Origin of the sequence: Pseudomonas sp. BF-B-26, from assembly GCF_019956495.1 — a bacterium.
GTDB lineage: Bacteria > Pseudomonadota > Gammaproteobacteria > Pseudomonadales > Pseudomonadaceae > Aquipseudomonas.
In genome coordinates, this window is record NZ_JAHBDP010000060.1 from 1 (window position 1) to 11,815 (window position 11,815).

The following is an 11,815-nucleotide window of genomic DNA, read 5'->3' on the forward strand; positions in this document are numbered from 1 at the left end:
GGTTGTAAGGGGGGAAGCGGAGGATCTGGCGGTTCCGGCGGCAATGCCGTTACTTCCGGCGGCGAAAATGAGCGCTCCAAACAATAAGACTTTACATTAAAGGGAGGCGAGGTCTTTCCGCCCTCATATGGAAAGACCTCGACAGGGAAAGCCATGAAGCTCAGCATACAAAACTACAATCTACTGAATTTCAACAGTGATAGCGTCGTCATTTCTCAAAAAGGTGTGTCGCGCGTAAAGTCACCTTCACTACTAGAGGTAATTAGAAGGCTAAACAATCGAAGCAGCATAACTGACAATGAGCTTTTGGGCTTATTCAGCGAATACAACCTAGATCAAGAAGAAGCATACCAATCCCTTGAAGGCATCATCGACATACAAACAGAGAAAGATGCTTTTTATTTTAAAACAATCATAGTAGCTCATGACTGGGATGACACCGCACAATTTGAATCGCTCTTGCTGGATGAACTGCCCAGTTCGACAAGTGTCTGCAAAATATCTGAATTGGCACAGAGAATAACTGTAGATTCTTGCAGCTATATTATATTGGCTTGTAAAAATTACGAGTATAACGACTTAAAGAAAATCTATTTCCAGATCACATCCAATCACCCTGAAAGCGCAGTTAGCATCTGCTATTCGAATGGAGACAACTATGTAATAGGTCAACCTTACTTTCCGAAAATAGGAAACCCTTGTCATTTCTGCTCGATAGACAGGTTGATTAATCATGAGACGTACAAACCAAGCAAAAATACTTGGTCGAGCCTTTTGAACTTTTGCCGAAGTAAACATATACCCATTCCGACACCACACTATTCCTTATACCAGAAATGTTTGATTATTGGCGCAATTGTACAAAAAGTAAAACTCATAACGGGTTCAAATGGAATCTGCCGATTCCAAGACAACATACTTCAGGAAACCACCCTATCTCTTAGCAATGGAAATGTATCAGAATCATCAATTTCACACTGGTGCATGTGTGACTGTTTAAGGGTCAGCACATGAAGAACATCCCGCATGACTATTACCTTAGGTTTCTGGATTCTGTTGTCCACGAGCAAGTCTTGGACTTTCACAACAAAGGAAACTATATAATTCACGAGGCTTTCAAAAACTCAACCGCTCTGCATTTCATTGATGCCAAATATCTGACTGCACTGACAGGAAATGAACTCAAGCTTTATCCAGACTTAGATATAAGCCTGCCTTTGAAAACAACCGAAGAATCTGGCTGCTTATATCGAAATGATTCGTGCGAGTCATTCATCAACCAAAATATAGATTTCAGCACAATAGAAAAACTAGTAAATCCGCTAACCGCAAAAAATATAAACAACTATAAACGAGGATACCCAAGTGGCGGAGCCCTTTATCCAATAGAAGTATTTGTTTGCTCGTTAATGGATGATGAGTCAACCTGGCCATGTCCAGAAAAAATTCTGCATTTGTTGCCTCAATCTGCAAAATTCGAAATTATGCAGGATACGGCATGTACAAAAGAACTACGTTCCGCAATTCTTTCAGCTCCGGGCAATATTGGTTCGCCTAGCGTTGCAATTATCTACGCCGCCTATCTGCCAAAGACAATGTTTAAGTATAGATATCGCGGATACCGTTTAGCTCTCATGGAGGCAGGATCAATGTATATGTTGATAGAGTTACAGGCAAAAAAACTTAAATTACGAAGCCGTCTATGGTCGGCTTACACAGATACGATGGTATGCAAAGCAATTGGATTGAATCCAGCGGTCTTTCTTCCTCTATGCGTACATTTTGTAGGTCAAACAGAATGAACATTTACAATCAAAATAATTATTCATCGCTACCGAACTCGATTATATATCAGCCATCGTGTCTGACTTCTATGCCAATGTCAGCAGAAACTGATGATTCATGGGGGAACGGTGGGTCGGGCATTGGCGCCGGATCCGAAGCGATACGAGCCGCGTTAGGCGAATATTTTGAAAGACGACATTTTTATATGGAAGTCATGCCTGACAAGACCGGCAATCTTGGTTTTTCTATGTCCGAAGCAGAAAGCAAAGACTTTTGCAAGGCGCTCCACCAAACATGTGAAGGAAATAAATTACTGGATGATATCTGGAACCATAAATTCCAATTATCTGAAGTTTACCGAGCTAGCGATCTTTCACAGTGCCATGTGCCAACTGCCTGTATATCGTTGAGTAGGCATAAAATTGAAAATGACAGCACAATATACCCTTTACGAGATACATGTGGTTGCAGCTTCCACTGGGATCCCATGATCGCCATATTTGGTTCGTTAAAGGAGCAACTTGAAAGGCAATTCCTGACAAAATTCTGGCTTACAAAGAAATGCCGAACAATAGTCCCTATAAATATAGCGATCGCCAAATTAAATAATGCACACTCAGCGAAGCTGTATCAGCATCTCGCACTGGCTGGGGATACGACCGTTATCGATATTTCTGACCCGCGGTTCCCTGGCGCTTGCGTGCTCATCGTTTATGGAAGCGCAGCCGACAATAGGCATGTCAAATACTGCGCGGGAATGGCATATACGGCCAGTTTTGAAGAGGCGCTGGACAAATCGATTCGTGAGCTATGGCAAACATTTCGATTTATAGATTTATTCTGCGCCACCAATAGCGAGCACAAAGAAATTGAAGATCCCTATCTAAAATATTTTCTAAGCTGCAATAATTATCGAACCTACCAAGAGATAACCACAACACTACAATCTCATGAGAAGGTGCCACATCACAAAGAACGTTTTGATGCTCCCGGCCTGTTAAAAACGCTCGAAACCCAAGGTATTAATGGCTTTATCTATATAAAACCTATAGCAATTGAAAACTCCAACTATTTTGCTAGCAAGTACTTATCGCCCGATTTGTTTTTACACATGAACAGCTCACAAAATATAAATATTCGTAACCGCTACTCAGATTCATTCTTCCATGAAGTCGATGACACCCGTAAAAAATTCATGGTTCCATTTCCCTGAAGAGAACAAATCATGTCAGACAACAAAGTTAAACGCGCGATTGAGCTTAGCTTTATTTTCATAAAAGAACAAATCAAGGAGCCAACTGCTTTTTTTTGGACCATTTTATCTCCTGCCGCATTATTTTATCTACTAAACTACTCTAGAGGAAACACACCACCATACAGCTCTGATTACATTGCAGCCACATCTTGGTTTTATGCTTATATTTCCTCAAGTGTAGCTTTTTTCGGATTCTCATTTTATATAATTGGCCGAAGGGAAAGTGGATTTATTAGATCGTTCATATACAAGTTTGAAGCACGAATTGTGTTCCTGCTAGGACAGTTTTTTGCGTACTCTCTCATATCGATACTTTATTGCATGGCGTTTTACTGCCTGACACGACCTGCGTTTGGATCATTATCTATTGAAGAGATATTTATTATTGCTGGCAGATTCTATCTTTGCTTTCTTCTATTCAGCATACCAGGGCTTTTATTAACACTGCCACCCATCACATTCCAAAATGCAAATACTTTTTATTCAATCGCTTCATTCTCGATGCTAATTCTTGGGATCTATGGGGCTAGTTCCTCGTCGGAAGTCTCAAGCATCATCCGAAGTACAAACCCTTTAGCCATGGCAAACGATATCATCTTACAAGGAATGACGAATAACAGAGCACTGACATTTATAATAGTTATATTATTTTTAAGCACTCTACTATCAACTCTACGTCTCTTGAGAATAAATCCAGTATGGAGTAGATATTAATGAACTCACTAACGGTTACTAACCTTTCCTTCAGCTACATGAAGAACCCCATATTCGCCAATGCTTCAATTGCCGTGCATTCAGGTTCCATCACAGGGCTGCTCGGCCCAAACGGCAGTGGGAAAACCACTTTTTTTGATATTCTGTGCGGACTAACAAACATAAAAAAAACCGAAATAGTTAACACATTCAAAAACCAGGTGTATTTATCTCAATCCCTCAGCACTCCACATTCTCTGCGTATGTTTGATATTTTCAGAATGACCACCCTCCTATGCTCGTCAGAAACGCTGAGCCAACAGAAAGCACTTGAGAAACTTCAAGCGTGGAGCCCTGAGATTATCGAGCGTTACACTGAAATATGGAACAAGAAATCTTCGATCTGCAGTTATGGTGAAAAGCGGTGGTTCTTCACGTTGACTTTGCTTGCTCTAAATGCAGACCTGGTTATCTTGGACGAACCAAGCGCAGGAGTTGACGCAGAGTTTCGTCACTATATATGGAAGTGCCTGAGAGGTGCTGCACGAGAAGGTGTGGCCATCTTAGTCTCGTCACATAATATCGAAGAGATCGCCGCTAATTGCGATCGCTTCTACATGATAAGTAACCGTACGTTTAAGCCTTTTCAGTCTGGAGATGAATTCAAAAAACATTACAGCGCCACTAGCCTTGACGAAGCATTCATCTGCGCGTCAGCAGCCAGAGAATACTTCTAGGAGAGCCAATCATACGAAAGCTTGATCTACCACCTTTCCGGCGTGTGATTTTTATCGAGTAATTTCACAATCCTCGGCATCACGCTGAATATCGCCAACGCCAGCAACGTACTGAGCACCGCCGTCGCTTCTCGTCCCAACCCGGCCGAGACGCCAATGGCGGCGGTCATCCACAACCCGGCGGCAGTGGTCAGGCCTTTCACATGGCCTTCATCGCCTTCCTGGTTTTTCAGGATGGTGCCGGCACCGAGAAAGCCGATCCCGGCGATCACACCCTGCATCACCCGGCTCATGGCATCGGCTTGCGAGCCGGACATTTGCGGCACCAGCACGAACAGCGCGGCGCCGAGGGCCACCAGCATGTGGGTGCGAACCCCGGCGGCCTTGCCCTTGTGCTCGCGTTCGAAACCGAGAATCCCGCCCAACATCGCAGCAATCAGTAAACGCACGGTAATGCGCGTCAGTTGTGAAGCGTCGCCAACGTCGGCGAACTCCGCTTGCAGGGTCACCCAAACCTCATGCCACCAGGCGTTCATGGTGTTGTCCTTATGAAGGATCGTTTCAGGGTGGACCGCGTCGACCATTAATCGGTTGCACAGAACGATGATCCTCGGCTGCGCCCTAACGCTTTAGATCCCGCAGAAAAAAGGACACCTTCATGACTGTGCGCATCGAAAGCCAGACCTGCTTCTTCATTACCGAGAACGGCGAAGAAATTCGTTTGTGTCCCGACGTCACCATCATTACCGACTCGGAAAAAGCCATGTCGGCGGTGGAGCTCAATGGCCAGCGCTTCTACATTACCGAAGCAGAAGCCGACGCATTGACCGTAGCAGGCGCAGTCGACGGGCGTAAGCATTTGAAGGCCACCGACAGTGGTTCGGTGATTTGACTGACCCGGATCAATAACCCCTGCAGACGCTTGATATAGGTGTCTGCGCCCCGCTGTAGCGGGTGCATCAACTTGTCGCAGGCAGCGGATCAATGGCCATCTGATCCGCTTTTTATTGCAATAGGTGAGTCTGTTATGCAAACAGATCGCCGCTCATAGTGCTCAGGCCTGATGGAGGCTGATGAGCGAAAGACCATGAGCGATAGAATCCCCGTCCGAATTGTTGAAAGTGCCCCGTCCGTTCAAAGCTATGAGCCTTCGCGTCCAAAGATGAAGGCCAAGTCCAGCGACAACCTGATCCACACCCGCAGCTTCACCGGTTTATTCCGCACCCTGCGCATGAGCGGCGCGGGGTTTCTATTTTTGCTGTTCTTCGGCACGGTGTGGTTGAACTGGGGCGGCCGCCAGGCGGTGCTCTGGGACCTTTCCGAAAGCAAATTCCATATTTTCGGCGCAACCTTCTGGCCGCAGGATTTCATCCTGCTGTCGGCGCTGCTGATCATTGCCGCGTTCGGCCTGTTTGCGATCACCGTGTTCGCCGGGCGAGTGTGGTGCGGTTACACCTGCCCACAGAGCTCCTGGACCTGGATCTTCATGTGGTGCGAGAAGCTCACCGAAGGCGAACGCAACCAGCGGATCAAGCTGCAAGCCGCGCCCTGGGGCCTGAACAAACTGGTCCGGCGCTCGGCCAAGCACACCTTGTGGCTGGCCATCAGCCTGTTGACCGGCCTGACCTTTGTCGGCTACTTCACCCCGATCCGGCCGCTGGCCGAAGAACTGCTGACCTTGCAAATGGGCGGCGTCAGCCTGTTCTGGGTGCTGTTCTTTACCGGCGCGACATACATCAACGCCGGTTGGCTGCGTGAAGCGGTGTGCATGCACATGTGTCCGTATGCGCGGTTCCAGAGCGTGATGTTCGACAAAGACACCCTGACCATCTCCTACGACGTGGCCCGTGGCGAAAACCGTGGCCCGCGCAAACGTGACGTGGCACCGGCAGAAGTCGGTCTCGGTGATTGCATCGACTGCCAGGTGTGTGTACAGGTCTGCCCGACCGGCATCGACATCCGCGACGGTTTGCAGATGGAATGCATCGGTTGCGCCGCGTGCATCGACGCCTGTGATTCGATCATGGACAAAATGGGCTACGCCCGCGGGCTGATCAGCTATACCTCCGAGCATCAATTGCAGGGTGGCAAGACTCATTGGTTGCGGCCGCGATTGATCGGCTACACCGCGGTCCTGCTGGTGATGATCGGTGCGCTTGCCCTGGCGCTGGTGGAGCGGCCGATGGTCTCGCTGGACGTGAGCAAGGACCGTGGCCTGTTCCGCGAGAACAGTCAGGGGCAGATCGAAAACATCTACAGCCTGAAAGTCATCAACAAGACCCAGCAACGTCAGGATTACCGTCTGACGCTGGTCAATGGCGACGGCTTCCAGTTGCAAGGCAAGACCGAACTGAGCCTGGCGCCGGGCGAGATTGTGGATGTGCCGGTGTCGGTGGCGATGACCACGGAACGGCCGAGCAGCAGTTCGCAGACGATCAGCTTCAAGATTGTCGACAGTGATGAGCCAGGGATTTATAGCGTGGCGAAGAGCCGGTTTGTTGCGCCGATGAATCGTTGATCCCTTAGACTGCGGTGCCCTGTGGAAAGCAGGCTCCCTGTGGCTAGGGGGCTCTTGTGGCGAGGGGATTTATCCCCGTTGGGCTGCGAAGCGGCCCCAAAATTTTACGGCTGCTGCGCAACCGAACGGGGATAAATCCCCTCGCCACAACAGCCTGCTAGCCACAAGGCCCCCTAGCCACAACAGCTAATTGAACCCATTCGATTGCGGGACTTAGATGAAACGCTACGAAAAATTCGCCGACGACATCGCTGAACTGATCCGCTCCGGCGTTCTCGGCCCCGGCCAGCGTGTGCCATCGGTGCGCTACGCCAGCCAGACTTACGGGGTCAGCCCCTCCACAGTGTTCCAGGCCTATTACCTGCTCGAACGCCGCGGCCTGATCCGCGCCCGCCCGCGTTCCGGCTACTTCGTCAACGCGCACGCGCCGAGTCCGTTCTCGGAGCCGGTGATCAGCAGCCAAGTCAACGAGTCCACCGAAGTCGACGTCAGCGAACTGGTGTTCTCGGTCCTCGATTCGATCAAGGACCCGAACACCGTGCCCTTCGGCTCAGCCTTCCCCAGCCCGACCCTGTTCCCGCTGCAGCGCCTGTCCCGCTCCCTGGCCAGCGCCGCGCGCGAGATGGACCCGCGCATGGTCGTCACCGACATGTCGCCGGGCAACCCGCAACTGCGTCGACAAATCGCCCTGCGCTACATGGTTGGCGGGCTGATGCTGCCCATGGAAGAGCTGCTGATCACCAACGGCGCGCTGGAAGCGCTGAACCTGTGCCTGCAAGCGGTCACCGAGCCCGGCGATCTGGTGGCCATCGAAGCCCCGGCGTTCTACGCGTGCCTGCAAATCCTCGAGCGGCTCAAGCTCAAAGCCGTGGAAATCCCGGTGCATCCGCGCGATGGCATCGACCTTGGCGTACTCGCGCAAACCCTGGCACGGCACCCGATCAAGGCTGTCTGGTGCATGACCAGCTTCCAGAACCCGATGGGCGCGACGATGCCCGAGGCGAAGAAGCAGGAACTGGTTGAGCTATTGCGCAGCCATCAGGTGCCGCTGATCGAAGACGACGTCTACGCCGAACTGTATTACGGCCAACAGGCGCCGAAACCGGCCAAGGCTTTTGATACCGAAGGGCTGGTGATGCACTGCGGTTCGTTCGCCAAAAGCCTGGCCCCCGGCTACCGCATCGGCTGGGTCGCCGCCGGGCGTTATGCGCAGAAGATCGAACGGTTGAAACTCATGACGTCGCTGTGTGCGTCGATGCCGGCCCAGGCGGCCATCGCCGATTACCTGCAACACGGCGGCTACGACCGGCACCTGCGAAAACTGCGTTACGCCCTGGAAGAACAGCAAAGCGCCATGCTCGCCGCCATCGCGCGCTACTTCCCGGCACAGACTCGCGTCAGCCAACCGGCCGGCGGCTACTTTTTGTGGCTGGAATTGCCACCGCAGATGGATTCGCTGAAGTTGTTTCAGATGGCGTTGGCGCAAGGAATCAGCATTGCGCCCGGGCCGATTTTTTCACCGACCCAGCGTTTCAGGAATTGTATCCGCCTGAACTACGGTAGCCCCTGGGATGAGACGGCCGAGAAGGCGATGGAGACGTTGGGGCGGATTGTGCGGTCGTTCTGAGGGTTTGGTGGCGTCACGACTGACGCCTTCGCGAGCAAGCCCGCTCCCACAATGGACGGTGTCGATCAGAAGGTTGTGAACGACACAAATCCTGTGGGAGCGGGCTTGCTCGCGAAGCGGCCAGATCAAACAGTGCAAATCTGAAGTATTAACGCCCGCCGCCGAGGTCAACAAAAGTCCCGGTCGCATAGGAAGCCTTGTCCGACAGCAACCACACAATCGCCTCAGCCACTTCTTCCGGACGCCCGCCCCGAGCCATCGGGATCGCCGACTCCAGCTTGCTGACCCGATCCGGGTCACCGCTCAACGCATGGAAATCGGTGTAGATGTAACCCGGGCGCACGGCGTTGACGCGGATGCCTTCGCCAGCCACTTCCTTGGACAGGCCGATGGTGAACGTATCCAGCGCACCTTTGGAGGCGGCGTAGTCGACGTATTCATTGGGCGCGCCCAGGCGTGAGGCCACCGAGGACACGTTAACGATGCTGCCACCCTGCCCGCCATGCTTGGGCGACATGCGCAGGATCGCGTGTTTGGAGCAGAGGATCGGCGCCAGGACGTTGGTCCTGAGGATCTTGAGAATACGGAACTCAGACATTTCATCGATCCGGGACTTCTGTCCGACGGTGCCGGCGTTGTTCACCAGTGCCGTGACCCGGCCCAACTCCGTGTCCACGCGATGGAACAGCGCGATCACTTCATCTTCGATGCTGACGTCAGCGCGCACCGCGATGGCTTGGGCGCCGAGGGCGCGGACTTGCTCCAGCACCGTTTGCGCAGCGGATTCGTCGGCCAGGTAGTTGATGCAGATCTTATAGCCTTGTTCGGCGGCCAACAGGGCTGTGGCGGCGCCGATACCACGGCTGCCGCCAGTGATGACGATGACTTTGTCCATGCGAAACTTCCCCCATACCAAGCGTTAGCGGTCGGGGCCAAGAATAACCGTCATCGCTGGCTTTTGCATGGGCTCACATCAATCACATCGTTCTCAACTCACCGCCAATTGCTCTGCACGCAGAATATCCACCATGAAGCGTTCAGCCGGCAGCGGGTGCCCGAGCAGGTAACCCTGAAGCGAATCACAACCGAGTTGCGTCAGGAAGTCTTGCTGCGAGTCGGTTTCCACCCCTTCGGCGACGATCCGCAACCCCAGTGCCTGGCCGAGGGCAACGATGGCGGAAACGATGGCGGCGTCATCGCTGTCACGCTCCAGATCGCGGACAAAACCACGATCGATCTTCAGTTCGTTGGCGGGCAAGCGCTTGAGGTACATCAAGCTCGAATAGCCGGTGCCAAAGTCGTCGATCGAAAGGTCGACACCCATTGTCGATAGTTCCTGAAGCACCGTCATGCTCGCATCGGCATCGCTCATGGCGGTAGTTTCGGTGATCTCGAGGGTCAGGCTGTTGGCCGGCAAATGGTGAGTGGCCAAGGCTTTGGCGACGCTCTGGACCAGGCCTGCGTGGCAGAACTGCAGGGCTGAAAGGTTCACCGCGATGCGCCAGTCGGTGTACCCGAGCACGTACCACTCGCGCATCTGGCGGCAGGCTTCGTTGAGCACCCATTCGCCAATCGGAATGATCAGCCCGGTCTTTTCCGCCAGTTCGATGAACTTGTCCGGGAGCAACATGCCCTGGGTCGGATGCTCCCAGCGCAGCAATGCCTCGGCACCGACCGGCCGGCCATTGTTGGCATCGAACTTGGGTTGGTAATAGAGACTGAATTGCTGCTGATCAAGAGCGATACGCAAGTCCTGCAGCAATTGCAGCTGTTTACGCGCGTTGCTGTTCATCGAAGCATCGAAGAAGCTGTAGCCGTTTTTGCCGGCGCCCTTGGCGTGATACATCGCCGCGTCGGCGTTCATCAGCAACTCTTCGGCGGTTTCACCGTTACCGGGATAAATCGCGATGCCGACACTGGCGGAAATCTGCAAGTCATGTTCGGCGACCCGGAATGAACGCGCGATCAGCCCGACCTGACGGGCCGCCAGGCTCAATGCGTCATTCTGTTCGCCGAGCTGCACCAGTAAAACGAACTCATCACCGCCGATCCGCGCCAGGGTGTCGTGGCTGCGCAAATCCTCGCGCAAGCGCAGACCGACTTCACGCAACAACAGATCGCCCATATGGTGACCGAAGGCATCGTTGACGGGTTTGAAACCGTCCAGATCGATGAACATCAACGCGAAACAACCGCCCTGCTCCTGCACCATGGACATCGCCTGATCGATGCGGTCAGCCAGCAACACGCGATTCGGCAGGCCGGTCAGGGTGTCATGCAAGGCCAGTTGAGTCAGTTCGCGGTTGGCCTCGGTCAATGAGTGGGCAAGGCTTGCGGTGCGGGCCTCAAGGCGCGCATCGAGGATCGAAGTCAACAAGGCAAGGCTCAACACTGCCAGGGTGGTGATCAGCACCAGATTGTCCAGGCCCTTGCCGTTCAGACCGCTGACGGCCGCGCCACAGAAGCTGCCCTCCGGGAAACGCGCCGCCGCCATGCCGGTGTAATGCATGCCGACGATCGCGAACCCCATGATCACCGCCGCACCGCCACGGATCAGGCCGACATAAGGCGTGTGCTGGCGCAGGCGGAAAGCGATCCATAACGCGGCGCCCGAGGCGGCTACGGCGATCAGCAGCGAAGCGCCGAACAGCGTCGGATCGTAATCGATACCCGGCTGCATGCGCATGGCGGCCATGCCGGTGTAGTGCATCGCGCTGATCCCGGAACCCATGACCAGCGCGCCGAATGCCAATTGCCAGGCTGGTAATTGTGGCTGGCTGACCAGCCACAGGGCAAAGCCGCAGGACAGGATGCCGGTCAGCAGTGACAGCAACGTGATGCCGACGTCGTAACCGAGGTCGATGGGCAATTTGAACGCGAGCATGCCGATGAAATGCATCGACCACACGCCAACCCCCATGGCAAAGGCGCCGCCCGCCGTCCATAGATGCACGGCCCGGCCCTTGGCCGTGGCGATGCGTTCGGTCAGGTCGAGCGCGGTATATGAGGCGAGAATCGCCACAAAAAGCGAGATGATGACCAGCGTGGGGGAATAGCTACCGATAAGCATGAGACTACTCGCGACAGCCCCTCCGTACTGCTTCCATTCTCGGGGGGCAAATCGGGCGATTGTACTGATTGCGCAAAAGAACGCACTGACAAAATAAGCAAATGGCCATCAAGCCGATGAAACGCTTGTT

General features: G+C 53.0%; 10 protein-coding genes. 7 read left to right on the top strand and 3 right to left on the bottom strand.

Translation table 11 applies throughout. The annotated features are described in order from the left end of the window. Window positions 1-153: 153 nt before the first annotated feature. The 4 genes from KGB03_RS08645 to KGB03_RS08665 all read left to right on the top strand — a co-directional run bounded on the left by KGB03_RS08645 (window position 154) and on the right by KGB03_RS08665 (window position 4,470). A complete protein-coding gene (locus tag KGB03_RS08645) occupies window positions 154-1,014 on the top strand; it encodes an McbB family protein (RefSeq protein ID WP_223526822.1) in 861 nt (286 codons plus the stop codon). After that, a complete protein-coding gene (locus KGB03_RS08650) occupies window positions 1,011-1,802 on the top strand; it encodes a SagB/ThcOx family dehydrogenase (RefSeq protein WP_218534659.1) in 792 nt (263 codons plus the stop codon). The genes KGB03_RS08645 and KGB03_RS08650 overlap by 4 nt, the downstream gene beginning before the upstream one ends. After that, window positions 1,799-2,998, top strand: coding sequence for a YcaO-like family protein (locus KGB03_RS08655; RefSeq protein ID WP_218534658.1), 1,200 nt, complete (start codon window positions 1,799-1,801; stop codon window positions 2,996-2,998). The genes KGB03_RS08650 and KGB03_RS08655 overlap by 4 nt, the downstream gene beginning before the upstream one ends. Window positions 2,999-3,753: 755 nt before the next feature. Continuing rightward, the gene (locus KGB03_RS08665; protein ID WP_218534657.1) at window positions 3,754-4,470 is read left to right on the top strand and encodes an AAA family ATPase; all 717 of its coding nucleotides are present in this window, start codon (window positions 3,754-3,756) and stop codon (window positions 4,468-4,470) included. 26 nt (window positions 4,471-4,496) lie between these two features. On the opposite strand, the gene KGB03_RS08670 is transcribed toward KGB03_RS08665, so the two are convergent. Beyond that, window positions 4,497-5,006 (bottom strand): MgtC/SapB family protein, encoded by a 510-nt coding sequence (locus tag KGB03_RS08670; protein ID WP_218534656.1) that lies wholly within the window; start codon window positions 5,004-5,006, stop codon window positions 4,497-4,499. A gap of 122 nt (window positions 5,007-5,128) precedes the next feature. Here KGB03_RS08670 and KGB03_RS08675 point away from each other — a divergent pair, with 122 nt between their 5' ends. From KGB03_RS08675 to mapR, 3 genes are all read left to right on the top strand, one after another. After that, entirely contained in the window at window positions 5,129-5,362 is a 234-nt protein-coding gene (locus KGB03_RS08675; RefSeq protein WP_218534655.1) for a DUF3203 family protein, read from the top strand. A gap of 195 nt (window positions 5,363-5,557) precedes the next feature. After that, the gene (ccoG, locus tag KGB03_RS08680; RefSeq protein WP_223526829.1) at window positions 5,558-6,988 is read left to right on the top strand and encodes a cytochrome c oxidase accessory protein CcoG; all 1,431 of its coding nucleotides are present in this window, start codon (window positions 5,558-5,560) and stop codon (window positions 6,986-6,988) included. A 217-nt stretch (window positions 6,989-7,205) separates the two neighbouring features. Beyond that, window positions 7,206-8,615, top strand: coding sequence for a GntR family transcriptional regulator MpaR (mapR, locus tag KGB03_RS08685; protein WP_076031034.1), 1,410 nt, complete (start codon window positions 7,206-7,208; stop codon window positions 8,613-8,615). A 148-nt stretch (window positions 8,616-8,763) separates the two neighbouring features. On the opposite strand, the gene KGB03_RS08690 is transcribed toward mapR, so the two are convergent. Further along, window positions 8,764-9,510 carry an SDR family oxidoreductase gene (locus tag KGB03_RS08690; protein ID WP_218534653.1) on the bottom strand — a complete coding sequence of 249 codons (747 nt, stop codon included), beginning with the start codon at window positions 9,508-9,510 and terminating at the stop codon, window positions 8,764-8,766. Window positions 9,511-9,603: 93 nt separating this feature from the next. Continuing rightward, window positions 9,604-11,685 (bottom strand): putative bifunctional diguanylate cyclase/phosphodiesterase, encoded by a 2,082-nt coding sequence (locus tag KGB03_RS08695; RefSeq protein WP_223526830.1) that lies wholly within the window; start codon window positions 11,683-11,685, stop codon window positions 9,604-9,606. Between the last annotated feature and the right edge of the window lie 130 nt (window positions 11,686-11,815).